General features: G+C 65.0%; 19 protein-coding genes and 1 pseudogene. 8 read left to right on the forward strand and 12 right to left on the reverse strand.

Features of this window, described 5'->3' with window-relative positions:
* The first annotated feature begins 1 nt into the window (after position 1).
* From efeB to MNAB215_RS22740, 7 genes are all read left to right on the forward strand, one after another.
* Positions 2 to 1,300, forward strand: a complete 1,299-nt coding sequence (efeB, locus tag MNAB215_RS22710; RefSeq protein ID WP_077080797.1) for an iron uptake transporter deferrochelatase/peroxidase subunit — start codon at positions 2 to 4, stop codon at positions 1,298 to 1,300.
* Between the two features lie 154 nt (positions 1,301 to 1,454).
* Positions 1,455 to 1,979 carry an OsmC family protein gene (locus MNAB215_RS22715; protein WP_077080798.1) on the forward strand — a complete coding sequence of 175 codons (525 nt, stop codon included), beginning with the start codon at positions 1,455 to 1,457 and terminating at the stop codon, positions 1,977 to 1,979.
* 23 nt (positions 1,980 to 2,002) lie between these two features.
* Positions 2,003 to 2,479: a cyanase gene (gene cynS / locus MNAB215_RS22720; protein ID WP_077080799.1), complete on the forward strand. Its 477-nt coding sequence runs from the start codon at positions 2,003 to 2,005 to the stop codon at positions 2,477 to 2,479.
* Positions 2,476 to 3,543 carry an acyl-CoA dehydrogenase family protein gene (locus tag MNAB215_RS22725; protein ID WP_077080800.1) on the forward strand — a complete coding sequence of 356 codons (1,068 nt, stop codon included), beginning with the start codon at positions 2,476 to 2,478 and terminating at the stop codon, positions 3,541 to 3,543. The genes cynS and MNAB215_RS22725 overlap by 4 nt, the downstream gene beginning before the upstream one ends.
* 19 nt (positions 3,544 to 3,562) lie before the next feature.
* Positions 3,563 to 4,201, forward strand: a complete 639-nt coding sequence (locus tag MNAB215_RS22730) for an RNA polymerase sigma factor (protein WP_077080801.1) — start codon at positions 3,563 to 3,565, stop codon at positions 4,199 to 4,201.
* Positions 4,198 to 4,467 carry a hypothetical protein gene (locus MNAB215_RS22735; protein WP_077080802.1) on the forward strand — a complete coding sequence of 90 codons (270 nt, stop codon included), beginning with the start codon at positions 4,198 to 4,200 and terminating at the stop codon, positions 4,465 to 4,467. The genes MNAB215_RS22730 and MNAB215_RS22735 overlap by 4 nt, the downstream gene beginning before the upstream one ends.
* A 98-nt stretch (positions 4,468 to 4,565) precedes the next feature.
* Positions 4,566 to 5,450 (forward strand): universal stress protein, encoded by an 885-nt coding sequence (locus MNAB215_RS22740; RefSeq protein ID WP_077080803.1) that lies wholly within the window; start codon positions 4,566 to 4,568, stop codon positions 5,448 to 5,450.
* On the opposite strand, the pseudogene mhpA reads toward MNAB215_RS22740, so the two are convergent.
* The 3 genes and pseudogenes from mhpA to MNAB215_RS22755 form a co-directional block, all read right to left on the reverse strand.
* Positions 5,439 to 6,956, reverse strand: a pseudogene (gene mhpA, locus MNAB215_RS30345) (bifunctional 3-(3-hydroxy-phenyl)propionate/3-hydroxycinnamic acid hydroxylase MhpA); the annotation flags it as partial. The gene MNAB215_RS22740 and the pseudogene mhpA sit on opposite strands and share 12 nt — an antisense overlap.
* On the reverse strand, positions 6,953 to 7,891 hold the full coding sequence (locus tag MNAB215_RS22750; RefSeq protein WP_077080805.1) for a fumarylacetoacetate hydrolase family protein: 939 nt from the start codon (positions 7,889 to 7,891) through the stop codon (positions 6,953 to 6,955). The pseudogene mhpA and the gene MNAB215_RS22750, both read right to left, overlap by 4 nt.
* Positions 7,888 to 9,018, reverse strand: a complete 1,131-nt coding sequence (locus tag MNAB215_RS22755; RefSeq protein ID WP_077080806.1) for a VOC family protein — start codon at positions 9,016 to 9,018, stop codon at positions 7,888 to 7,890. The genes MNAB215_RS22750 and MNAB215_RS22755 overlap by 4 nt, the downstream gene beginning before the upstream one ends.
* Before the next feature lie 105 nt (positions 9,019 to 9,123).
* On the opposite strand from MNAB215_RS22755, the gene MNAB215_RS22760 reads away from it, so the two are divergent.
* Positions 9,124 to 9,768, forward strand: a complete 645-nt coding sequence (locus MNAB215_RS22760; RefSeq protein ID WP_108637807.1) for a TetR/AcrR family transcriptional regulator — start codon at positions 9,124 to 9,126, stop codon at positions 9,766 to 9,768.
* Between the two features lie 466 nt (positions 9,769 to 10,234).
* On the opposite strand, the gene MNAB215_RS22770 is transcribed toward MNAB215_RS22760, so the two are convergent.
* From MNAB215_RS22770 to ppsA, 9 genes are all read right to left on the reverse strand, one after another.
* Positions 10,235 to 11,560, reverse strand: coding sequence for an acyltransferase family protein (locus MNAB215_RS22770; protein ID WP_077080809.1), 1,326 nt, complete (start codon positions 11,558 to 11,560; stop codon positions 10,235 to 10,237).
* A gap of 89 nt (positions 11,561 to 11,649) precedes the next feature.
* Entirely contained in the window at positions 11,650 to 12,540 is an 891-nt protein-coding gene (pstB, locus tag MNAB215_RS22775; RefSeq protein WP_245830380.1) for a phosphate ABC transporter ATP-binding protein PstB, read from the reverse strand.
* A 90-nt stretch (positions 12,541 to 12,630) separates the two neighbouring features.
* Positions 12,631 to 13,551, reverse strand: a complete 921-nt coding sequence (gene pstA, locus MNAB215_RS22780; protein ID WP_083746216.1) for a phosphate ABC transporter permease PstA — start codon at positions 13,549 to 13,551, stop codon at positions 12,631 to 12,633.
* A complete protein-coding gene (gene pstC / locus MNAB215_RS22785) occupies positions 13,548 to 14,537 on the reverse strand; it encodes a phosphate ABC transporter permease subunit PstC (RefSeq protein ID WP_083746217.1) in 990 nt (329 codons plus the stop codon). The genes pstA and pstC overlap by 4 nt, the downstream gene beginning before the upstream one ends.
* Entirely contained in the window at positions 14,534 to 15,709 is a 1,176-nt protein-coding gene (gene pstS / locus MNAB215_RS22790; protein ID WP_077080810.1) for a phosphate ABC transporter substrate-binding protein PstS, read from the reverse strand. Before pstS ends, pstC begins: the two co-directional genes overlap by 4 nt.
* A gap of 152 nt (positions 15,710 to 15,861) precedes the next feature.
* Entirely contained in the window at positions 15,862 to 16,872 is a 1,011-nt protein-coding gene (locus MNAB215_RS22795) for a dihydroorotate dehydrogenase-like protein (RefSeq protein WP_077080811.1), read from the reverse strand.
* The gene (gene nifJ, locus MNAB215_RS22800; protein ID WP_077080812.1) at positions 16,872 to 20,444 is read right to left on the reverse strand and encodes a pyruvate:ferredoxin (flavodoxin) oxidoreductase; all 3,573 of its coding nucleotides are present in this window, start codon (positions 20,442 to 20,444) and stop codon (positions 16,872 to 16,874) included. Before nifJ ends, MNAB215_RS22795 begins: the two co-directional genes overlap by 1 nt.
* Positions 20,441 to 22,102, reverse strand: coding sequence for an NAD(P)-binding protein (locus MNAB215_RS22805; protein WP_077080813.1), 1,662 nt, complete (start codon positions 22,100 to 22,102; stop codon positions 20,441 to 20,443). The genes nifJ and MNAB215_RS22805 overlap by 4 nt, the downstream gene beginning before the upstream one ends.
* Entirely contained in the window at positions 22,099 to 24,495 is a 2,397-nt protein-coding gene (gene ppsA, locus MNAB215_RS22810; RefSeq protein ID WP_077080814.1) for a phosphoenolpyruvate synthase, read from the reverse strand. Before ppsA ends, MNAB215_RS22805 begins: the two co-directional genes overlap by 4 nt.
* Positions 24,496 to 24,730 lie beyond the last annotated feature (235 nt).

Below are 24,730 nucleotides of genomic sequence, written 5' to 3' on the forward strand. Positions count from 1 at the left end.
CATGACAGACGACGCTGACGCAGCGGCACAGACGGATACCACCGCCGTCTCGCGTCGCCGCATGCTCGGTGGGAGCATGCTGGCCGGGCTGGCCGGCACCGCCGTCGGTGCCGCAGGCGGCGGGTTCGCCGGCTATGCGGCCGCGACCGCCAGCGGCGGCTCGGCTGGTGGGGGAGACGACACCGTCGACCTGCGCCGTAGCTACCCGTTCTACGGACAGGGCCATCAAGGCGGAATCGCCACGCTCCCACAGCGTTACGCGGTGTTCATGTCCTTCTCCCTGGCCGCCGGGGCCGGCCGGGCCGATCTACAGGCCCTGCTGGCACGCTGGTCGGCCGCGGGCGCGGTGCTGCAGCAAGGAAAGCCCGTCGGGACGGTGCAACCCCAGGTCGATGTTCAGCCGCCCACCGATACCGGCGAGGCCTACGGGCTGAGCCCAGCCAGCCTCACCGTCACGATCGGCTTGGGGCCCTCACTGTTCGGCGACCGTTTCGGGCTGGCCGCGCGGCGGCCGGCGGTGTTCACCGAACTGCCGCCGCTGGACGGGGACAACCTCGATCCGCGGCTGCACGGCGGGGACTTGTCGGTGCAGGCTTGCGCCGACGACCCCCAGGTCTGCTATCACGCCGTGCGGAACCTGGCCCGCCTCGGCCGCAATATCGTCTTCCCGTTCTGGGCGGTGCTGGGCTTCGGGCGTGCGTCGGCCGGACCCGGTCAGCTCACGCCGCGAAACCTGTTGGGATTCAAGGACGGTACCCGCAACATCGCCAGCGACGCGGAGTACGCCCGTTTCGTCTGGGTCGACAACAGCGACCAGGCTTGGATGAACGGGGGCACCTATCAAGTCGTCCGCAAGATCCGGATGCTGCTGGAGACCTGGGACGTCGATCGGATCGGCAATCAGCAGAAGATCTTTGGCCGTACCAAAACCGAAGGAGCGCCGCTGAGCGGCAAGGCCGAATTCGATACGCCGAATTTCTCCGCCAAAGACGCCGACGGCAATCCGCTCATCGATCCGCTGTCCCACGTCGGCTTGGCGGCCAGGGAGAACAACGATGGCATCATGATCCGCCGGCGCTCCTACAACTACACCGACGGCCTCGATGCCAACGGCCAACTCAACGCCGGCCTGTTGTTCATCTCGTATCAAAAAGATCCGAACGATTTTATTCGTCTGCAGAACCGGCTCGGCGCCCACGATCTGCTCAACGAGTACATCCGCCACATCGGCTCAGCTATCTTCGCGATCCCGCCGGGACCCCAGGAAGGCCACTTCATCGGCCAAAGCCTGTTCAGTTGAGCAACGCTTCCTCTGCCGACTCTCCGTGTCGCAACCCCGGCGGGCCGTAGCAAGCGATGCTGTTGAGACGCCGATCAATCCGTCGGGCCGCCGTCACGTTTCGGCACCCGCAGAGCACTAACCGCATGAAGATCACTCACTAAGGAGGAAGTCCATGAGCGACGTGCTCGTCATTGATGCTGAAGGCCTCGACCGGCTGTCCTGTAACGCCAAGGCCAACCCGGAAACCGGCAAGAAGACTCTCAAAGCCAAGACAGTGTGCGAGACCGGGTTCCGCAACATGACCTATGTTCGGGATCTCGCCCCGATGCTGGTGGGTGAGCCGCCGGCGCTGCTCGGTGACGACTCGGCGCCCAACCCTTCGGAGACGGCGTTGGCGGCGCTGGGATCGTGCGTCTCGGTGGGCCTGCTGGCGAACGCGACACACCGTGGCGTCACCTTGACCAAGATCGAGGTCGAGATGGAAGGTGACATCGACATCTCGGCGGTGTGGGGGGTGGGCGACACCCCGGAGGGCAAGCTGCTCGGGTTGAGCGCGGTGCGTTGCAAGGTGACGCTGGCCGGCGACGCTGATGAGGCGACGCTGAAGGAGATTCACGACAACGCCATCGCCTGGTCACCGGTCGTGAACACCTTCCGCAACCCGGTAAGCGTCGACTCGACCCTGGCCATCGGCTAGGGACTAAGGACGGGAAGCCCACGGTGGCAAGGACATTGACCAAGTCAGAATTGGCGGAGGCTATCAAGCTGGCCCGGCTCAAACACGGTTTGAGCTGGGCGCACATCGCGGAGTCGATCGGCAAGGATCGGGCGTGGACGGTTGCCGCGCTGCTCGGGCAGCATCCGCTGTCGGCCGACGAAGCCAGGATCGTCGCCGAACTGCTTGAACTCGACAGCGAAGCCGTCACCGTCTTGCAGCTGACGCCGTATCGGGGCAGTGGTCAGGCCGTGGCATCCGATCCGACGATCTACCGGTTCCACGAGGCGCTGTCGGTATACGGGCCGGCGATCAAGGAGCTCATCAATGAGGAATTCGGCGACGGGATCATGAGCGCCATCAACTTCCGGCTCAGCGTGCAGCGCCGTCCGGACCCGCAGGGCGATCGAGTGGTCGTCACGTTCGATGGCAAGTTTCTCGACTACGCATGGCAGCACGCAGAACAGGAGGACAGACCGTGACCGCGGCCATCGATGCCGGAATCGGCCTGCTCGATACGGAATTACTGCCCGACATTCGTGCCCATGCCGACGCGCTGGACCGGGACGAAGACACGTCCCGGCGCAGCTTCGCCGCGCTCGGGGCGGCAGGCCTGCTCGGGCTCGGTGCGCCGGGCAACGCCGATGGACAGCTTCCGCGGATGGCCGACGTGATAGCCAAGATCTCCGCGGAATGCATGAGCACCGGGTTTTCACTGTGGGCCCACCGGATGGCGATCGAGTACTTGCTCACGGCCGCAACACCATTCGGTACGGAGGCGGCCGAGCGGCTACTTGACGGAACGACCCCCGGAGTTACCGGTATGGCGTCGGCCTTCAAGGACGCAGCCGGGTGCGGCAGCCTCGACCTGACGGCCACGCCGGTCGACGGCGGCTACCGGCTCAGCGGCGCGATCAGGTGGGCCAGCAACTTGTACGACGACTCGTTGATGATCACCGCGGCCCGAACCGAGGACGGCGAGAAGCTGATCGTGGCGCTGCCGTTGAACACCTCCGGTGTCGTGCTCGGCGACCACTTCGCGCTGCTGGCAATGGGTAGCACGGCGTCGTCGTATCTCAAACTGCACGAAGCGTTTGTCGCATCCGAGCAGGTGTTGTCCACCGACTTCCTGCCGTTCCTGAACACGGTACGTCCCACCTTTCTCGTCCTGCAGTCGGCGATGTGCCTCGGGCTGACGACAACCACCCTTGCTCAAAGCCGGCTCGGACTGGCCGGGGTGAACGCGGTGTTCACCGACGAGGTCGAGGAAGTCGCAGCTGGGCTCGCGGCAGCGCAGGAGGCGTTGGCGAGCGCGGCGGCGGCGGTGGGCGGGCGACAGCCGCCCAGTAAGAAGGAGTTGCTGACGCTTCGGCTCGCATCGGCTGAGATCGCGAGTGCCAGTGCCGCATTGGAGATTAGGACGGCGGGCGGCAAGGGGTACGCGAGCCGGACGCCGGCTAGCCGGCGTTATCGCGAAGCCGCGTTCATTCCGGTTCAATCGCCGTCAGAGGCTCAATTGCGTTGGGAACTCAGTCGATGCCAGTGAGCGTCGGCCTGGGCCGACGGTGACTTCGGAGACGTCCGGCACGTCGTCACCCGAAGGTCCTGAACCTGCGGCCGAGCAATCGGTAGGCGGCATTGCGCTGAGTAGCTTGGTGCGTGATTTTCATCGGCCGATGCTCAATTTCGCTCGCACCATGGTGAATTCACCGGCATTGGCCGAAGAGGCGGTGCAAGAGGCATGGGTGCAGGTTTTGCAGTCGTCGAATTCGTTTGAAGGACGGTCATCAGTGGCTACCTGGCTGTTCGCCATCGTCAAGAACACCGCCTCGCGCCACCGACGGCGTGAGTCGCGCATCCGCGAGCATGAAGTGCTGGCCGCCGGTGACGATGCCATCGAGCCGCTCTCGGGTCGCATGCACCCGGCCGGACACCCTGACGCCGGGCACTGGAGCGTCCCGCCGTCGCGGCGATTTCTCCCCGAAGACCGAACCGTCGCAGCCGAACTCGTCGGGTATCTGCGCGCGGCGTTGGATGCGTTGCCGGCGCGGCAACGTCAGCTGGTGATCCTTCGCGACCTCGTCGGCGCCTCGGGGGAAGAGGCGGCGTCGATCCTGGAACTGTCCGCCGAGGCGCAGCGCGCCCTGCTTTACCGCGCCCGGGGGAACCTGCGTAACGAACTGGAGAAGGTCTACCAACGATGACTATTTACGACAACACCGTTCCGGCGATCGATTGCGTCGATTTTGTTCGACTCGTCGACGACCTTGTCGACTCCGACCCACAGCAGTGGGGAGCCATCGTGGCAAAGCATCTCGAGGAATGCCCTCCGTGCCTGACTTACCTGCAGCAGATGCTCGATCTCAAAGTCCTGCTCAATCATGTCTTCGACGGCGACAGGCTCACCGACGACGACATCGCGGGGGTGTTGAGCGCCATCAAGACCCTCAGGAACGACCGCGACAGGTAGATCTCGAAGGCACTGAAGTCCCGACGCTTGGGGACTAAAGCCTCACGACCGACGCCATCGCCGGCTTGTAGCGTTGCTCCTGACGAAGGGAGAACGAAATGTCCGTAACGGGAAAGCATCTCGGAATTGTCGTCGCGGCCGACGGCTCGCCGGCCTCGGATGCGGCAATCTGTTGGGCAGCACGCGACGCGGCAATGCGAAGCATCCCGCTGACCATTGTTCACGCGGTGGTCACCCCCATGGCGACCTGGCCGCCGGTTCCATACCCGGATTCCTTGCTGGTGGGGCTGGAGGACGAAGGTCGCAAGATCGTCGCGCACGCAGTCAAGATCGCCGACGAGTCGATGCCGGTTGACGCGAAAGCCGCCGTCACCACCAAACTCATCTATTCGACCCCGGCGCTTGCGTTGGTCAAAATGTCCGACGAGGCGGAGTTGATCGTGGTCGGCAGCTCTGGACACGGAATGCTGGCCCGAGGTCTGCTGGGTTCGGTTAGCTCGAGCGTGGTGCACCATGCCAATTGTCCCGTCGCGGTCATTCGCGACGAGGATCCGTTGATGCCGGATCCGCAGCACGCCCCCGTCCTGGTGGGGATCGACGGATCGCCGGCTTCTGAGCTCGCGACGGCCATCGCGTTCGACGAGGCTTCCCGTCGTGGCGTCGATCTGTTGGCCCTGCACGCATGGAGTGACGTCGCGGTGATGGATATTTCGGGACTGGACTGGTCTGGGGTAGAGGCCGAAGCCGAGCGCAGTCTGGCCGAGAGCCTGGCAGGCTGGCAGGAACGCTATCCCGACGTCAAGGTGCACCGACTGATCGTGCGCGATCGACCCGCACGGCAGCTCGTGGAGCAGTCAGAGAAGGCGCAGCTTGTCGTCGTGGGCAGTCACGGTCGCGGCGGCTTGAGCGCGATGCTGGGCTCGGTCAGCAACAGCGTCCTGCACTCCGTGCGGATGCCGCTCATCGTCGCCCGGCCGGCGTAGGAGCTGAGCGGCCCGCGCGCACAATGTCGCAACGTCGCGTCCGGCGCACATCACCGTTCGGTCCGGACGCACCAAGACGGCCGTAGCGGCGCCCCGGCGCAGCCATCTCGCCAGCGGGCTGCCTGGGTGAGCGACCAACACGACGGCGCCGAGGTGCCGCAGTGTCATGTCGTCGGTGGGCGGCGGGCGGTGCAGAGCGATCAGGGCGAAGCCGCCGCCGAGGGCGTCATCGAGCCGTTGGCCGTCTGGAAGCAAGGGATTCGGGCACAGCGTGCCCGGGAGGCGATGTGACCGAAGGGATTTGGACACCAGCGCCGACGCATTCAGTGGCGGTGTCGCGGAATCGACGACCTTGTCGCGCACGCCGGGAATCAGCCGCAGCCGGGGCAGCACCAGGCGGCGGATCAGGTCACCGGGCCGGCCTCCCTGGGTCATGGCCCGGCCGACGTTCAATGCCAGCCGGATCATGAGAAGGGTGTGCGGTTTCCGTTCCTGCTCATAGCTTTCCAGGATGTCGGCGGCAAGGGTGCCGTGGCAGACGGCGGCGATTTTCCAGGCGAGGTTCATCGCATCGCGGATGCCTGCCCCCATGCCTTGACCGACGAATGGGGGAGTGAGGTGGGCCGCGTCGCCCAGAAGAAACGTGTTCCCCCGACGCCACCGGTCGGCGATCTGTGCGCGAAATGTGTACTCGGTCACGCGCTGCACAGTCAGTTCGCTGTCCGGTACCTGTGTGGTCCACGGCGAGATCAGTGAACGCAGGGCGGTCAACGACGCGAATTGGTCGGCACTTTCGCCGGCCAGCAGTTGAAACTCCCAGCGGTAGCGGGTCGGTCCGATCCGCATATAGGTGCCCGCGCGCTCCGGGTCGCATACTTGATGCACGCCGTCCCACTGACGCAGGTCGGCCTCGCTGGACACGTCAGCGACAAGCCAGCGCTGCTCAAAGTTCAAATCCCGCATCGAAGAGCCGATCTGGGCGCGTACGGTGCTGTTGGCGCCGTCGCAGCCCAGCACGTAATCGGCGTCGACCTCGTGCAGCTGGCCGCCTCCGCGGTCGGTATACGTGACCCGCACCCGGCCTTCACGGTCGGCGACCGCGATCACCTCGGCGTTACCGCGCAATTGGACGTTCGGGTAGCGCGAGAGATTGGCACGCAGCAGCGTCTCCAGCTCCGGTTGATCGAACATGTTGGCCTGCGGGAAGCCGTTGTCGCTGCGCGAGGTGTCGCGGGTGAATTCGGCAAGCACCCGCGACCGCCGATCGAGCAGCCGCAAACCCAACGTGGGCCGCGAAATCACGGCGAACTCGTCGGCGATGCCGAGACGGGCGATGACGCGGTAGATCTCGTCGTCCAGGTGCACCGCGCGTGGCTGCGGATACACGCCGGTCCAGCGGTCGAGTAAGACACAGTCCACGCCGTATTGGGCGAGCAGGGTGGCGGCAGTGACACCGGTCGGTCCGGCGCCGACGATGACGACCCGCCCAACGGCACGACCACTCACGCGAATCTGATTGCGGTGCGCTGGGTTCCGAGATCGATCACTCCGTCATCGGTGGCCACCGACGCCTCCACGATGTCACCGTGTCGCAGGTAACGCGGGTTGCGGGCCTGGCCCGAGAAGAACAGCTTCCACTTGAGCGCGGGCGGCAAGAGGTTGCCCGCGATGGCCAACGGTTTCGGCGGGGCGCTGAGCGCAGTGCCGACCGGCGTGCCGGTCAGAATCAGATCGCCCGGGGCGAGTTCTTGAAAGCGGGTGAGCGACTGCAGCGCCTGCAGCGGCCGATACAGCATGTCGCCCTCGACGAGCGCGTTCTGCCGCTCGGCACCGCTCACGCTCAGTCGTAGCCGTAGATCGCCGAACCGCTTGAGTTCGTCGGGCGTCAGCAGCACCAGATCCGGCCCGACGGGGGTGAAGGTGGGGTAGGACTTCGCCTCGTAGAACTGGGTCTGCGGCAGCTGGATGTCGCGAGCGGACACGTCGTTGGTGACGACCAGTCCGGCAATAAACTCGCTCAGGTTATCCTCGGAAATGGTTGCCCCGACTGGGATTGCGCGCCCGATCACCAGCCCGATCTCCACCTCGTAGTCGAGCAATGTGACGTGATTGGGCTTGACGATGTCGTCGAATGGGCCGGTGATCGACGCCGAGGCCTTGCGGAAGAACGTCAGCGGAACCGACGCCGGGTCCATTCCGGCGTCTTTGACGTGCGACGTGAAGTTGGTCATCTGCGCCACTACCCGGCACGGCCTGGTCACCGGTGACAACAGCTCCAGAGTGTCCACCGCGACGGTCTCGACCGCGGCGGTGGCGGCGTCGATCGCGGCCCGGTCGGACAGCAGTGCACCGGTCGTGGTCGCGGTCGTGTCAATCTTGGCGGCGCCGGCTGGGGTCCTGACCCACCATGCATCAGCAGTGTGCAACACGGAAATGGTCATGAGACAGCTACTTTCAGTCGGCCGAGGAGGCGGCGGCTATCGAACTCGTTGCGGTCGCGCAGCGCGCTGATCATCGAAATCAGTTCGTGGCGAGCTGATTTGAGGTCGGTTCCGAGGAAGTCTCTGGTTGCTGGAGGTCCCCACTGGGCCAAGCCGGATGCCGTGAAGGGCGCCCAGCCGGGTTCAGCGGAGTTGTCGAACAGGTCGCCGTCGGTGAAGTGCTCGACCAGGAAGCCGTCGGGATCGCGCCAGTAGTCAAAGATCTGGCTGCCCTGGATGTGCCTGCCGATTCCCCAGGAGCGCACATAGCCGTGTTCCCTGAGGTATTCGCCGCCTGCGGCCAGGGCATCGAGGTCGCTGACCTCAAACGCCGAATGCATGTAACGGTTGGCCGGGCCCAGGGCAAGGGCCAGCGTGTGGTGATCGGCCGGTGTCGAACCCCGGTCGCAGCGAACGAAACTCATGGTCGGGCCACGGTCACGCTGGCCCGGGAAGAACAGGAAGTCGCTGACGATCATCCCCAGGTTGTCCAGATACCAGTTCAGCGTTGTGAGATAGGTGGTCGACTGCACGACCAGATGGCCGAGGCGGCGTACTCGCGCCGGAACCCGCGGGGGACGCTGGGCGGCGTTGGTGCGCCGGACGTCGTTGCCGAAGTTGAACGCGTGCGGCTGCTGTCCGGTCAGCTCCGGTAGTTCGTGCATACCGGCGACCACGCGCACCGGCATGCCGCTGGGGTCGATCAGGTCGACCGCCAGGCCGCCGATGGTTTCCGGGAGCCGCCGTGCGCGGGTGCCGAAATTGTCGGCCAGTCGCAGCACGTCGGCCTCGCCGCCGGCCCGAAACGCCGCACCCGCAAATCGAGTCCGGGGCCCACGGCGCACGAGCACACACGGTCGGCCCGCCGCGGTGCCGCGCAAGTGGAGACCATCGCGGCCGTGCTCCTCGGTGTGAAAGCCGAATGCCCGCGCGAACGCCTCGGTGCGCACCAGGTCCGGCTTTTCGAACTCCAGCCAGGCGATGTCGACGACCTTGATCACCGGATTGCGCGACCGGTCGGGGTGGTCGCCGGGCAGCGCCCCCTGCTCGCTGTGCCCGTCGCGGTGCCCGTTTCTGGTTTGAGTCATGACCGTCTCCCAAGTAACTGACGAAATCGTCACATACGGGGTCACGCCCAGTCAAGGATGCTGACGAAATCATCAAAAGTCATCCATACTGCTCTCATGAGCACGATGCCCGACGATTCCGGCGTGCCAAGCCGCTTGGAGCGGCGCAAGCAACGCACCAGGGCGGCGCTGATCAGGGCCGCCCAGCGGCTCATCGCCGAAGGCAAACTCAACGTGCCGGTGTTGGAGATCACCCGGGCTGCCGATGTCGGGATGGGCTCGTTCTATAACCACTTCGACAGCAAGGAGGAGTTGTTCGAGGCCGCGGTCGCCGACGTGCTTGACGCACACGGGGCGATGCTGGACCGGCTCACCGAGTCGATCGACGACCCGGCCGAGACGTTCGCCACCAGCTTTCGGCTGACCGGTCGGCTATTCCGTCAGCGCCCCCAGGAGAGTGAGATCCTGCTCGCACACGGTCCGGCGCTGTTGTCGTCGGAGCGCGGCCTCGCCCCTCGCGCACTGCGCGACATCAAGGCGGGCGTCCACGCCGGCAGGTTTCACCTCGACGACCCCGCGCTTGCCCTCGCCATGGCCGGCGGCGCGCTGCTGGGTCTCGGGCAACTGCTGCGCGACGACCCGGATCGCGACGACGCGCGCGCGGCTGATCTGGTGACTGAAAACGTGCTGCAGCTCTTCGGACTCAGCGCCGACGAGGCGCGCGCGGTCTGTCGGCGCCCGCTGCCCGACGACGCGTTCGGCCACCCCTGAGCCTGGTGCGGCGCACGTAAACCCTGTCATGTCGAGGAATACGTGGCGGTTTCAAGATCAGCGATTACGGGTGTCGATGGACCACAAGGTGGCACAACCCGGGCATTGGAGGTTGACCCGCGTCGCGTGATTGCTCAACAGGTACTGCCAATGTGAACCGCAATTGCGGCTGCTGCGGCACTCCGCACACTTGTTGCGGCCCCAGTCGCAGCTGGGGCACGGCAGCCAAGCACGCCGAGAATCATCGGCATGCGGATCAATCGGCAACGCAAGTGTCACGGGTAAGCCTTCCATGCGATCGAGCCTTAGGTTAGGCTACCCATATTAACTAGGCAAACGAGTAATTACCCGGGGCCGGCGGAGGACAGCCGGGAATCAAAGGCGCACCACGAAAGGGCTGCAATAACGGGATTCGGCGGACCGGGTGTCATCCAGCCCACCGGGTTCAGCAAGAGCCGGCGTTACTTCAACCGATGGTCGGTACGGGCGCGGTGAGTGGGCTCGTCTGTGTAGGACGAAGCGCGACCAGCGCCACACCGACGGTGAATACCAGCACGTTCACCCACGGAAGGTGCCCGTCCGGCGCGAAGCCGGCATAGGCGAACATGTGCAAACTGAAGGCGGCCATCAGGGCGCCGGCCAGCATGACCACTTCGCCCCAGCGAGCGGTAAGCGGTACGGCCAGCATGGGCAGTGGCGCCGCGAAAAGCCTTCGCTGCCACCACAGCAGCGCGATCTCGACCGCTGTCACCAGGCTGAGGATGGCGATCCACTCCAGCCGGACCAGCCACCACTGCGCGGTTCCCTCGAGCGGTTGCGGTAGCAGTCCCGCAGGGTAGGCGACGATCGCCACGATCACCACGGGGATCATGTGCCAAAGGTAAAGGGCCATCACATTGTTATTCGCTATGAAGAGCATGCGCTTGACGAAGCCGGCGCGCAGCACGCGGTTGAGCGCGGGCGCGAGCGTCACCACCAATCCGGCCTGCGTGCATGCGAAAGCCAGCATCGCCACGGTGGGCGGCGTCGTATTCTGCACCGCTTGACCGGGGACGCCGATCATGCTGACCGGATACCAGCCCTGCCAGATCAACAGCGCCAGCGCGATCGCCGATCCAGCCGCGAGCAGCACGGGTCTGCGACCGGCCAATAACCCGCCGCGCCAAGCGATTCCGAGCTGGTAGAGCGCCCCCCAGCACAAGAGGTAATTCAGCCAGCCGACGTAGGCCACGTGGCCGGCGATCGTGGCAACGTCGAGTACCACGACCCCTATCGCCAACACGGCCGGCACCAAGAGGCCCCAACGGGTTTGTGCGGCAACCGCAATCGGCGTCAGCGACACCACCACCACGTAGACGGCGAGGAACCACAAGTGCATCGCCACCGCCCAACCCGCGTACTCCAGCACCGATCCGGGAACGCCACAGGCGACGAGAACCGCTACGACTACCGACACCAGCACGATGTAGACCGCCGTCGGACCGAGTACCCGGGCCAGTCGATGCCGAAGCCAGACCTCACGTGAGAAACCGTCCGCGCCGCGCCGATGCGTCCACGACACCGCGCCGGCGTAGCCGGCCGCCAGGAAAAACACCGGAACCGCCTGGAAAATCCAGGTCAGCCACTGTGTCCAGGGCAGGTCGACGAGCGGGTTTTCCCGCCCGAAATGCCCGTCGTGATAGGTGACCGCTCCGGCTAGCCAGTGACCCAGCACAATAAGGACCACGCCCGATACGCGGTAGAAATCCACCGCTAGATTGCGGACTGGTCGCGCGCTGTTCGCCTGGGCCATCAGGTCGGGGAAAACTCGACGCGGTGCACAGCGCCACGGTACCTGTCCGCGGTCATGTCACATCGATGGTCAGGCCGATGTTTGTGTGGTCAGCCGAATCGGCCGGAAATGTAGTCCTCGGTGGCCTTTTGGTCAGGCGCGGAGAAAATCTTCTCGGTGGTGTTGATTTCGACCAACCGTCCGGGTTTGCCGGTGGCCTCCAGGTTGAAGAACGCGGTCTGATCGCTGACGCGGGCGGCCTGCTGCATGTTGTGGGTAACGATGACGATCGTGTAGTCCTTCTTGAGCTCAGCGATCAAGTCCTCGATCGCAAGGGTCGAGATGGGGTCAAGCGCGGAACAGGGTTCGTCCATCAGCAACACACTGGGCGAGACGGCGATCGCCCGTGCGATGCACAGCCGCTGCTGCTGGCCACCGGATAGGCCGCCGCCGGGCGCGTCCAGCCGATCTTTGACCTCGTTCCATAGGCTTGCGCCGCGCAACGACCGTTCCGCGAGCTCATCGAGACTTCTCTTCTTGTGCAGTCCTTGCAGTTTCAATCCGGCGAGCACATTGTCGCGAATTGACATGGTGGGAAAGGGGTTTGGCCGCTGGAAGACCATCCCGACAATCCGGCGCACACCAACCGCGCCGACCCCCGCGCCGTAGATGTCCCAGCCGTCCAGCAACACCGATCCTTCCACCCGGCCCCCCGGGATGGTCTCGTGCAGACGGTTCATCGCCCGCAACACGGTGGATTTGCCGCACCCGGATGGTCCTATCAACGCGGTGACGCTTCGAGGATTGACCGTCATGTCGAGATCGGCCACCGCCTTGAAGGAGCCGTAGTAAATGTTGAGATCCCGGACTTCCACCCGTTTCGCGCCCCTGCGCTGGCCAGGTTCCCCCGCCGGTTCCGCTGCGGCGGGCGCTGGGGGGGCCGTGATTTCGGGACTCCCGATGACGGCGTCGTCCTTTGTCATGTTGATGTCTTGTGTCACGCGATCCTCCTGTGATGTCGTTCGCGTTCAGACCCGGCCGGGGGACCTGCGTTGTGTTGTCGTGTTGGCTGATATGGGACAGCCGATTCCTCATGCTCTAGGTTCGATCACATGCCCGCGACCAACGCTGGTCCGGCTGGCGATCCATCGGGCCGCCACGGTGAATAGCAGGACGATCACCACCAGAGTAAGCGCTCCTGCCCACGCACGGGCCTGGGCGGCTTTGTATCCGGTGATGGCGTTACCGAAGATCTGCAGGGACAGTGTCGACATGCGCTTCGTTGGGTTCAGTTCGATGAACAAGTCATTGCCGAGCGCGGTCAGCAGCAGCGGCGCCGTTTCTCCCATGGCGCGCGCGAACGCGAGCATGACGCCGGTGATGATTCCGGAACTGGCAGCCGGCAAGACAATCGACACAATGGTGCCTGCTTTGCTGGCGCCCAACGCGAGGGAGGCTTCGCGCAGTTCGCGGGGCACGAGTCGCAGCATTTCTTCGGTCGAGCGAATCACCAGCGGCAGCATGACGAGTCCGAGGGCTATTCCTCCGGCTATGCCGGAAAATCCGAAGAACACCACCCACATCGCGTAGACCAGCGCGCCGGTGACGATCGTTGGCACGCCGACCAGGATGTCGGTCAGAAAGCGTGTCACCCTTGCCAGTCGGCCTCCGTATTCGACCAAGTAGATCGCTGCCGCGATACCGACGGGCATCGACAGCAGCGTCGCGATGCCGGTGACGATGAGGCTTCCGATGATGCCGTTGAGGAAGCCTCCGCCCGGCTGGCCGGGATTGCCGGGCGGGGTCTGGGTGAGGAACTCCGGGCCTAGGTACTTCAGCCCCTGACCGGCGACGTAGACCAGCACCCAGACCAGCACGCCGACGGTGGCGATCATCACCAGTAGCAGCACGGCGTGCATGAATACGTTGGTGATCTGACGGCGGCGCTCCCCGGGCATCGCGTCGCCTTCGGATAGTCCCTCCAATGGCTCCTTTTCGATCGTCGTACTCATGCGATGTGCTCTGAAACCCGGCCGACGATGCGCTTGCCGATCACGTTGACGAGCAACGACAACAGCAGCAGCGCGAACGCCACCACGAATAGTGAATCCAGATGAAATGGCTGATTGGCTTCGGTGAACTCATTGGCGATGACGCTCGGCATGGTGGATCCCGCGCGCATTATCCCGTGCGGGATAGTCAGCACGTTGTTGCCGATCAGCATGGTCACCGCGATCGTTTCCCCGAACGCGCGGCCTAGACCCAGGATCGCAGCGCCGATGATCCCCGAACGCGACCGCGGCAACACCGCGATGCGCATCATCTCCCACTTGGTCGCGCCCACCGCCAGCGCCGCCTCTTTTTCGGCGGCCGGTGCGGTGTCGAAAACTTCCCGACAAATGGCGGTGACGATGGGCAGCACCATGATCGCGAGAACGACGCCGGCCGCGAACACGGAATATCCGAAAAATGGACCCTGGAACAACCAGCCGATCACCGGGATGCCCGACACCGACGTCAATCCGCGACCGATCGGTCCAAGCGCGGGAATGAGCGCGAACACCCCCCAAAAGCCGTAGACCACACTGGGGATCGCCGCGAGCAGGTCGACCAACGACGACAACGGTCGGCGAAGTACCGCCGGTGAGAGGTTGGTGATGTAGAGGGCCACCGCGATCGCCACCGGCACCGCGATCACCATCGCGACCAGCGAGGTCACCACGGTCCCGTAGACGAACTGCAGGATCCCGTAAGGATTCGGCTTGGATAAAGTCACCACCGCTTCCGACGGCGCCCATCGGGCGTGGAAGAAACTCAGCGGCCCGTAGTGCGACAGTGCCGGCCACGCTCTTATCAGAAGGAACACAGCGGTAGCTACCAAGACCGCGATCACGGTCAGCGCCGCGGCGGCCATCAGTCGCCCGAACACCCCGTCGATGAACCGACCGTCCGACGATGGCTCCGACGTAGTGGGCGGGGCCAGAACCTCCGCGGTCATTTCGTGACCGGACCGCCGTTGAGGGTGATCTTTTGAACCATGCCCATCGCCAAACCCTGCAGATCCTTGCCCAGGGGGGCGTAGTTGACGCTGGCGGCATCGTCCTGACCGTTCGACAGGGTCCACGAGAAGAAGTTGACGAGCGCCTTCGCCTTCGCCGGGTCGGTCTGGTTCTGATACACCAGCCCGTAAACGGTGCCGGTGATCGGGTAGGCGTTTTGATCGGACCCGTCGGTCAGGCTTACCCGCAGGTCTGGTGGGTAAGCGATGCCCTGGGTGCCCGCGGTGATGGTGGCTACGCAGGGCTGAATGAAGTTGCCCGCCTTGTTTTTCACGACGCCGTAATTGAGGTTCTGCGCCAACACGTAGGCCAACTCGACGTAGCCGATGCTTCCGTCGGTCTGATTGATCACCCCGGAAACGCCCTCGTTGCCCTTGCCGCCGATGCCCACCGGCCACGCGATGTCCTTGCCGAAGCTCCTATCGGGGCCGCCGAGGGTCTGCACCCAGGTCGGGCTTTCCTTGGTCAGAAAATCCGTCCAAACCGCGGTTGTGCCGGAGCCATCCGAACGATGGGCCACCGCGATCGGCTGGTCGGGCAGAGTCGTGCCTGGATTCAGCCCGACGAGCGCTGGGTCGTTCCACTTGGTGATCTTCCCGGCGAAGATTTTGCCCAACGTGTCACCGTCGAACTTCAGGCCGGTTTGGACACCCTTCACGTTGTAGGTGGGTACGACGGCGCCCAGTGTCAACGGGATGTGAAGGATGGGGCCGAATTTCGCGGCGGCCAGCTCGCTGTCCTTCATCGGGGTGTCGGATGCGCCGAAATCGACTGTGCCCGCGACGATCTGCTGCACACCGCCGCCGGAGCCGATGGGCTGATAGGCGACCTGCACCCCATCGGATTGTGAATAGTCTTTGGTCCACACCGACATCGCCGGCGCCACGAACGTCGACCCGGCCCCCGACAAGCTGGTCGCACCGCCGTCGATCTTGGGGATCGTCCTCGGGTAGCCGGGCTTGGCGGCCGCCTGCTGGCCGCAAATCTGGCCCGCTAGGCCCTGCTGGGTGCTGCCGGCGGCCCCGCCGCCACTGGTGCTTCCACACCCGGTCAGCCAACTCGCAGCACTAATGGCGATCACAGCAGTGATCGTTGTGTTGCGGAGGAACATCTACGCCTCCTGATCCGGCGATGCCGGTGGCATCCCACTTATCGAAGACGGTCGACATGAACGCGCGTAGTTCCAAACCTGTCCGGGAAATGAACGCCGCAACGCCGCTGCAAGGCAGCAGACCCGAGAAAGCTCGGGCGGTGTGGCGCGGGTCACCAGGGGCCGTAATCGGTGCTATTGGCTTCGCTTAGCGCGTTGACGTAGTCCCAGCGTTCCCGGCTGGTCTCGTCGGCGCCGACGGGTATCGCGAGCAGCCCCCGCACTTCCTCGATGGTCGCATATCCCTTGCGCCGCATCCATTCACACAACCCGTCGAGCAGTACGGCGGCGTGTTCCGGGCCGTGTCGCAGCAGTGCTGACGCGGTCATCACCACATCCGCGCCGGCCAGCAGGTACTTGGTCAGCTCCGCGGCGCTCTCGACGCCGGTCGTCGCGGCCAGCGAAGCGCCGACCCGTCCGCGCAACAACGCAATCCACGTCAGCGGCAGCCGAATCTCCGCCGCGGTGGACAACGACACCGTACGCACCACCTTGAGCGTCTCGGGGTCGATATCGGGCTGCAGGAATCGGTTGAACAGAACAAGCCCGTCCGCGCCCGCCTCGTCCAGGCGCCTTGCCATCTCGCCGGTCGCGCTGAAGTACGGGCTGAGCTTGACGGCCACCGGCACGGTCACCGCGTCCTTGACCCACGCCAGGATGTCGAGGTGACGCTGTTCGACACCGCGACCGCAGATCTGCGGATCGGCGGGGAGGTAGTAGATGTTCAATTCGATTGCGGCCGCTCCGGAATCCTGCATTGACCGGGCGTAGCGGGCCCAACTGCCGGGCGTGATGCCGTTGAGGCTGCCGATCACCGGAACTGAGACCGCGCCTGCCGCACGTTCGAGCAGGCTCAAGTACCGGCGCGGGCCGTGGTCCACATCGGCGGCGTGCGGGAAGTACGACAAAGACTCGGCGAAGCTCTCGGTGCCCGCCTCGGCCGCGCGCGCGTTCTGCTCAGCCTCGCGGCGGAGCTGCTCTTCGAACAACGAATAGAGCACTACCGCGCCGACGCCGGCGTCGGCGAGGCGCCGGACGCCATCGACCGTCTGGGACAGCGGGGATGCCGCCGCGACGAGCGGGTTGCGCAATGTGAGGCCTAGATAGCGGGTCGACAGCTCCATCAGCGTTGCCTGCGGGCGTCGGCGTGGAAGTGTTCGGGACCGCGGGAAGCCATCTCCTCGTAGACATTCCAGCGTTGTTCGATCGCCTGTTCTGCCAACCCGAGCAGGCGTTCGGCTTCGACCGGCTCGGCGTTGGCCAGCGCGCGATATCGCAGCTCTCGGTATACGTAGTCGGCAAGCGGGATCCGCGGTCGGTGCGAATCGAGCAGGAACGGATTGTGCCCGGTGGCACGAAGTACCGGGTCGTAACGGATCAGCGGCCAATGTCCGCTGGCGACCGCGCGGTACTGCTGGTCCATCCCGAGACGCATATCGATGCCGTGCGCAATGCACTGGCTATAGGCGATCACCAGCGACGGGCCCTCGTAAGCCTCGGCTTCACGGAAGGCCTGGAGAGTGTGCTGCGGGTCGGCACCCATGGCGACCTTGGCGACGTAGACGTTTCCGTACGCGATCGCTTGGAGCGCGAGATCCTTCTTCGGCACCGTCTTGCCGGCGGCGGCGAACTTGGCGACTGCGCCCAGTGGTGTGGCCTTGGACATCTGACCGCCGGTGTTGGAGTAAACCTCGGTGTCGAGCACCAGCACGTTGACGTTGCGGCCGGTGGCCAGCACATGGTCGAGGCCGCCGGACCCGATGTCGTATGCCCAGCCGTCACCGCCGACGATCCATACGCTGCGCCGCACCAGGTGGTCGACCACGCTGCGCAGGTCGCTGGTCGTGGCCGGATCGAGGCCCCTGAGGCGGTGCTTGAGCTCGGCCACCCGCTCACGCTGGGCGTGCAACTCCGACTCCCGCAGCTGCGGTGCCCCCAGAATGGCGTCGACGAGCTCGGTGCCGACGGCGTCGCGAAACTCGGCGAGGCGTTGCCGTGCCAGTTCGGCGTGTCCGTCGCTGGCCAACCGCATGCCGAGGCCGAATTCCGCGTTGTCCTCGAACAGCGAATTCGACCACGCCGGGCCCCGCCCGTCCGCGTCGGTGGTCCAGGGAGTGGTGGGCAGGCTGCCGCCGTAGATGGATGAGCAGCCGGTCGCGTTGGCGATCATCAGCCGATCGCCGAAAAGTTGGGAGAGCAGTTTGAGGTAAGGCGTCTCACCGCAACCGGCACAGGCGCCGGAGAACTCGAACAGCGGCTCCAGGAATTGGGTCCCGCGCACGGTGCCGAAGTCCACCCGGGTCCTGTCGTTGGTCGGCAGGGTTTCGAAGAAGGCGATGTTCTCGCGCTCGGCGATGACTCGCGGTTCGCTGGGGCCGAGATTGATCGCTTTGGTAGCGGTGCTACCCGGTATGACGACCGGGCAGGCCTCGACGCACAGGCCGCAACCGGTGCAGTCCTCGACGTAGACCTGTAGCGAGTATCTGGCGTTCGGGAGGCCGACGGCGTCCAGGGGCGCGGAGTCGAACTGGTCTGGCGCCCCGGCCAGCTGGGACTGGTCGTAGTACTTGGAGCGGATCACGCTGTGCGGGCAGACGAAGCCGCAGTTGCCGCATTGAATACAGCTCCCGGAGTCCCAGACCGCAACCAGCTCGGAAATGTTGCGCTTCTCGAACGCAGTCGTTCCGCTGGGATAGGTGCCATCCACTGGAAGTACGCTGACCGGCAAGGCATTTCCGCGTCCGGCCATCATCTCGGCTGTGACATTGCGGACGAACTCCGGTGCGGACTCGGGCACCGTCGGTGCCAGTGCGCGCGTGGAGGCGACCAGGTTGGGCACTTCGATCCGGTGCAACCCGGCCAGGGCGCCGTCCACCGCGGCTAGTTCTTTGCGCAGCACGTCGGCGCCCCGGCTTGCATACGCCTTTTCCACCGAGTCCTTGATTCGGGCGAGCGCTTGCTCGCGAGGCAGCACGTCCGAGATCGCGAAAAAGCAAGTCTGCAAAACGATGTTGATCCGCCCCGCGAGCCCGGCGTCGCGAGCGATCCGGTCGGCGTCGACGGCGTACAGCGTGATCCGCTTGGCGACGATCTGTTCCTGGACCGGCCGCGGTAGGGCGTCCCAGACTTTCTCGACGGGGTGCCGACAGTTCAGCAGCAGCACCGCTTCGGGGGCGGCTCGATCGAGCACGTCGATTTTGTCGAGGAATCGGAACTGGTGGCAGCCAATGAAATTGGCGGCAGTCACCAGGTAGGGGGCCCGGATCGGAGTTGGCCCGAAGCGTAGATGCGACTCGGTCTGTGATCCCGACTTCTTCGAGTCGTAGACGAAGTAGCCCTGGGCGTGCAGACCTTCTTCGGACCCCAGGATCTTGATCGTGTTCTTGTTCGCACTGACGGTGCCGTCCGAACCCAGCCCGAAAAAGACCGCCCGGAAGGTGTCGGGTGACTCGATGTCGAACGCCGGGTCGTAGTCGACGCTGGTACCGGAGACGTCGTCGTCGATGCCGATGGTGAAACGGCGCCGTGGTTGCTCGCGAGCGAGGTCGGCGAACACCCCGGCAACCATGGCGGGCGTGAACTCCTTGGAGGACAGTCCGTAGCGCCCACCCGTTACGCGTGGCATGGCGACCCGCTCCCCGTCGGCGCAGGCTTCGGCAAGCGCGGCGACAACGTCCAGATACAACGGCTCGCCGATCGACCCCGGCTCCTTGGTGCGGTCCAGAACGCCGACCGTACGCACCGTCGCCGGCAGCGCCTCGAGGAACGCTGCGGCAGGAAATGGGCGGTACAGCCGCAGCTGCACCACCCCGACCCGCTCGCCGCGCTCGGCGAGGGCGGCGACGGTTTGCACCACGGTCTGGCCGCCTGAGCCCATCACCACCAGCACTCGTTGCGCCTCGGGATGTCCGGTGTAGTCGACGATGTGCATCGTCCTGCCGGTGCGTTCGCCTAGACGGGCCATCAAGTCATCGACCACCCCGGGAACCCTTGCGTAGAAAGGGTTCACCGTTTCGCGCGCCTGAAAGTAGACGTCGGGGTTCTGCGCGGTGCCGCGGATGAACGGGCGCTCGGGAGACAGCGCTCGCTCACGATGCGCCCAGACCAACTCTTCCGGTACCAGCGCCCGCAGGTCGTCGTCGGAAAGCGTTTCAATCGTGTTGATTTCGTGCGACGTTCGGAATCCGTCGAAGAAGTGCACGAACGGTACCCGCGTCCTCAGTGTGGCAGCCTGCGCGACGAGTGCCAGGTCGTGTGCCTCCTGCACGGAGGCCGATGCGAGCAACGCGAATCCCGTTTGCCGCACGGCCATCACGTCCGAATGGTCTCCGAAGATCGATAATCCTTGTGCTGCAATCGATCTGGCTGCCACATTAATGACGGCAGCTGTCAGCTCGCCGGCGATCTTGTACATATTCGGGATCATCAACAGCAGACCCTGCGATGAGGTGAAGGTCGTTGTCAACGCTCCGCCCTGCAGAGCGCCGTGCAGAGCCCCCGCCGCTCCACCCTCGCTTTGCATTTCGACCACTGTGGGGACAGTGCCCCAAACATTGCGCCGCCCCGCGCTGGACCACTCGTCGGCCAACTCGGCCATCGGTGATGACGGTGTGATCGGGTAGATGCAGCACACTTCGTTGAGTCGATAGGCGACCGAAACCGCGGCCTCGTTGCCGTCCACCGTGGCGCGTGTCATTTCCGCTCCGGGAACATCTCGATGGCGTGCACCGGGCACTGATCGAAGCAGACGGCGCAGCCGGTGCACCTGTCGTAGTCGAACTTGTACCGGTGCCCGACACCAAGTTTGATCACCGCGTCCTCGGGGCATGCGCCGAGGCAGCCGTCGCATTCGAAGCAGTTGCCGCACGAAAGGCAACGCTCCGCCTCGAATGTCGCCTCCTGGGCGGACAGACCGCCGACGACCTCCTCGAAACTCTCGATGCGTTGTGCTGGATCGACTTCGGGCTGCGGACGTCGCGCGGCATCACCGAAATACCACAGGTGCAGCGAGTCGAACGTCGCCGTCGGGTGTCTCGCCGTGTGTGCGCTCGGCGCGTCACGCAACCAGGCGTCGATATTGTGTGCGGCTTTTTTCCCGTGGCCAACGCCAACCGTGACGGTGCGCTCGCTAGGCACCATGTCACCGCCGGCGAATACACCCGGACAGCCGGTCATCAACGATTCCGACACGCGCACGCTACCGTCGTCATCGAATTCAACTCCCGGCAGCGTACGCATGAATGCCGATTCCGTTTCCTGACCGAGTGCCATGATCAGAGTGTCGGCGGCCAGCGTCTCGAAGCGTCCGGTCGGTTGCGGGTAGCCCGAATCGTCGAGTTCCATTACCTCGACCCGCAGTTCGGGGCCGTCGAAGGCCTTGACTGTCCGCAGCCAGTTGATGCGCACACCCTCGCGTTCGGCATCCTCGGCTTCCTCTTGGTGGGCGGGCATCTGCTCGCGAGTGCGGCGGTAGACGATGACCGCGTCCTCGGCGCCGAGGCGGCGGGCCACGCGGGCGGCATCCATCGCGGTGTTGCCACCGCCGTAGATGGCCACGTGACGCCCGATCTCCGGCCTTTCGCCGGAGGCGACGTTGTGCAGAAAGGACACCGCATCCACCATCGTGCCCGCGTCGCGTGCGGGGATGTCGACTCGTTTGGCCAGATGCGCACCGACCGCAACGAACACCGCGTCAAAGCCGCCCTCGTCCCGCTCCGCCGCGAGGTCTTCGACCCGATGATCAGTGGTTAGCCGGACACCCATGGCCGCGATCCGGTTCAGCTCGACATCCAGCACGTCACGGGGCAACCGGTAGCTCGGAATGCCGTACCGCATCATCCCACCGGGCACGGCGCCCGCGTCGCGGATCTCGACCTCGTGGCCGAGGCGCCTCAGATGGTAGGCGGCGGACAGTCCACTCGGCCCCGCGCCGATGACCAGGACTCGCTTGCCGGTGCGGGTTGACGGTGCTTCGAAACTCCAGCCGCGCTCAGACGCAAGGTCGCCGAGAAACCGCTCCACCGAATGGATCGACACGGAGCTGTCGAGATGGGCACGGTTGCAGACGGTTTCGCACGGGTGGTAGCAGACCCGTCCGTGGATTGCGGCGAATGGGTTGTCCGCGACCAGCTGACGCCAGGCCTGCTCGTGTCTGCCCGCGGTGGCATGGGCAAGCCAGGCCTGAATGTTCTCCCCAGCGGGGCAACCTGCATTGCAGGGCGGCAGCAAATCGACGTAGACGGGTCGGCGTTCGCGCACCGGCCCGGCCCGGCGCTCACTATGCAACAGGTCCGGAAGCGGCGTGAGATCCTTCGACGGTCCGGCCGCGGGCCGCTGGAACGCGCCAGTGCTCATTGAGCCGGTACGAGCTGTTTTTCCACCTCGAGGACCTGGCGGGTGGTCTTGATCACCGTGTCGGGGTTCAGGCTGATCGACTCGATGCCGAGCCGGACCAAGAACTCGGCCATGTCCGGGTAGTCCGAAGGCGCTTGGCCACACAGCCCCGAGTGGATTCCGTTGCGGCGGCAGCCCTCAACGGCCAGGCGAATCATCTCCTTGACGCCCTCGTCGCGTTCGTCGTAGTCGAAGGCCACGATCTCGCTGTCACGGTCGACGCCGAGGGTGAGCTGGGTCAGGTCGTTCGAGCCGATGGAGAAGCCGTCGAAACGCTTGGCGAACTCATCGATCAGGATCACGTTGTTGGGGATCTCGCACATCGCGTACACCTTGAGCCCGTTCTCGCCCCGGCGCAGACCGAGGTCGGCCATCGTCTGCAGGACGAGGTCCGCTTCGACGATTCGACGCACGAACGGGAGCATCAGAATGACGTTTGTCAGACCCATCTCGTCACGCACGCGTTGCATCGCGCGGCACTCGAGCGCGAAACCCTCGGCGTAGGCGGGATGCGCGTAGCGCGAGGCACCGCGGAAGCCGATCATCGGGTTGCTCTCCGATGGCTCGAAGGCTGCTCCACCGATCAGGCTGGCGTACTCGTTGGTCTTGAAGTCCGACATCCGCACCACAACGGGCTTGGGCCAGAAGGCGGCGGCGATGGTGCCGATCCCTTCGGAAAGGCGTTCCACGAAGAACGCGCTCCCGTCGGGATAGCCCTGGGTGAGCCGATCGATCGTCCGACGCGCCTCGGGATCGTCGACCTTCTCGGGATGCAGTAGGGCCAGCGGGTGAACCCGGATGTACTCGCTGATGATGAACTCCATCCGAGCGAGTCCAACGCCGTCGTTCGGCAGGAACGACGTCTTGAAGGCGAGGTCGGGGTTGCCGAGGTTGATCATGATCTGGGTTCGCGGCCGCGCCAGATCCGCCACCTCGGTTCGGTCGACGTGGAAGCCGATCTCACCCCGGTATACGCGGCCCGTGTCGCCCTCGGCGCACGACACCGTCACGACGGCGCCATCGGGCACGCACGTGGTCGCGTCGCCGGTGCCGACCACGGCCGGAATGCCGAGTTCGCGAGCGATGATCGACGCGTGGCAAGTGCGACCGCCGCGATTGGTGACGATCGCTGCGGCAGTCTTCATCACCGGCTCCCAGTCGGGCGTGGTGGTGTCGGCGACAAGTACCTGACCAGGCTCGAATTCATCCAGCTGCGTGAGCTTCTCGATCCGCTTGACCGCACCCGAGGCGATCTTCTCGCCGACCGAGCGCCCCTCCGCGAGTACTTCGCCGCGGCCTTCGAGCACGTAGGACTCCAGCGCCGTCGCGCTGTGCTGGGAGGCCACCGTTTCGGGGCGAGCCTGGACGATGTAGAGCTTTCCGTCCAGACCGTCCTTCGCCCATTCCATGTCCATCGGCCGCCCGTAGTGCGCCTCGATGGTGCACGCATAGCCGGCCAACTCCAGGACGTCCTCATCGGTGAGGCAGAACCGAGCGCGGTCGGACTTTGGTGTGGGGATGTTTCGCGTCGTGTTCTTCGTCTCGCCTTCGACGAGGATCATCTTCACTGCCTTGTCGCCGATGAGGCGGCGCAACACGGCGCGGTGGCCGGCGAGATAGGTCGGCTTGTGGACGTAGAACTCGTCCGGGTCGACGGCACCCTGAACAACGTTCTCACCAAGGCCGTAGGCGCCCGTCACGAAGACGGCGTCGCGAAAGCCCGACTCGGTGTCGATGGAGAACATCACACCCGACGAAGAGATATCGGAGCGCACCATCTTCATCACGCCGATCGACAGAGAGACCTTGAAATGGTCGAAGCCCTGATCGATTCGGTAGTGAATGGCGCGATCAGTGAACAGGCTGGCGAAACACCGGCGGCACGTGTCGAGCAGACTCTCTTCGCCTTTGATGTTGAGATACGAATCCTGTTGGCCGGCAAAGCTCGCCGTCGGCAGATCCTCGGCGGTCGCAGAGCTCCGCACAGCGAGACTTACCTCCTCGCCGTACTCCTGCTGAAGCTTGCGGTAGGCATCCAGAATCCCGGTGGCCAGATCGTCGGGAAGCCCGGCGCCGTAGACGATCTCACGGGCTCGCTTGCCTTTTCGCGCCAGCGCGGCAACGTCGGCGGGATCGAGCTCGTCGAGCTCGGCATGCAGACGGTCCCAGGCGCCGGCCTCGTCCAACATGTAGCGATAGGCCTGGGCGGTGATGGCGAACCCGTGTGGGACGCGGACGCCCTGTCCGGACAGCTTCTGGAACATCTCGCCCAGTGACGCGTTCTTTCCGCCGACGAGTGGCACATCGTCGATGCCGAACTCCTCAAAAAAGCGGATGTACCCGGATGTGCTCATGACCTGTCCTCTCGTAGCGCTTCAAGCCCGCGGCATCGAACTCGCCGGGTATCGTTGTCGGACACCGCCGTCCTCATCGGCCAGGCCCCAATTCGCTGTCGGGTAGCGGGCGCAGCCACTCTCGGGTGCACGCCGACGGAGGGACGCACAAATTCATGACTCGTCGATCGAGTGCTCCGGTGCCCGCGTGTGTCTGGGATAGCGCCACAAATGCCAACCTCGCACAGAGGCACGC

Source organism: Mycobacterium numidiamassiliense (assembly GCF_900157365.1).
In the GTDB taxonomy this organism is placed as follows: domain Bacteria; phylum Actinomycetota; class Actinomycetes; order Mycobacteriales; family Mycobacteriaceae; genus Mycobacterium; species Mycobacterium numidiamassiliense.

Excerpts from the sequence above, each read along its gene's own strand:
- efeB (WP_077080797.1), top strand. The coding sequence starts at position 2 with ATGACAGACGACGCTGACGCAGCGGCACAGACGGATACCACCGCCGTC.
- MNAB215_RS22715 (WP_077080798.1), top strand. The coding sequence starts at position 1,455 with ATGAGCGACGTGCTCGTCATTGATGCTGAAGGCCTCGACCGGCTGTCC.
- MNAB215_RS22735 (WP_077080802.1), top strand. The coding sequence starts at position 4,198 with ATGACTATTTACGACAACACCGTTCCGGCGATCGATTGCGTCGATTTT.
- MNAB215_RS22740 (WP_077080803.1), top strand. The coding sequence starts at position 4,566 with ATGTCCGTAACGGGAAAGCATCTCGGAATTGTCGTCGCGGCCGACGGC.
- MNAB215_RS22750 (WP_077080805.1), bottom strand. The coding sequence starts at position 7,891 with ATGACCATTTCCGTGTTGCACACTGCTGATGCATGGTGGGTCAGGACC.
- MNAB215_RS22755 (WP_077080806.1), bottom strand. The coding sequence starts at position 9,018 with ATGACTCAAACCAGAAACGGGCACCGCGACGGGCACAGCGAGCAGGGG.
- MNAB215_RS22760 (WP_108637807.1), top strand. The coding sequence starts at position 9,124 with ATGCCCGACGATTCCGGCGTGCCAAGCCGCTTGGAGCGGCGCAAGCAA.
- MNAB215_RS22770 (WP_077080809.1), bottom strand. The coding sequence starts at position 11,560 with ATGGCCCAGGCGAACAGCGCGCGACCAGTCCGCAATCTAGCGGTGGAT.
- pstA (WP_083746216.1), bottom strand. The coding sequence starts at position 13,551 with ATGAGTACGACGATCGAAAAGGAGCCATTGGAGGGACTATCCGAAGGC.
- pstC (WP_083746217.1), bottom strand. The coding sequence starts at position 14,537 with ATGACCGCGGAGGTTCTGGCCCCGCCCACTACGTCGGAGCCATCGTCG.
- pstS (WP_077080810.1), bottom strand. The coding sequence starts at position 15,709 with ATGTTCCTCCGCAACACAACGATCACTGCTGTGATCGCCATTAGTGCT.
- MNAB215_RS22795 (WP_077080811.1), bottom strand. The coding sequence starts at position 16,872 with ATGGAGCTGTCGACCCGCTATCTAGGCCTCACATTGCGCAACCCGCTC.
- nifJ (WP_077080812.1), bottom strand. The coding sequence starts at position 20,444 with ATGACACGCGCCACGGTGGACGGCAACGAGGCCGCGGTTTCGGTCGCC.
- MNAB215_RS22805 (WP_077080813.1), bottom strand. The coding sequence starts at position 22,102 with ATGAGCACTGGCGCGTTCCAGCGGCCCGCGGCCGGACCGTCGAAGGAT.
- ppsA (WP_077080814.1), bottom strand. The coding sequence starts at position 24,495 with ATGAGCACATCCGGGTACATCCGCTTTTTTGAGGAGTTCGGCATCGAC.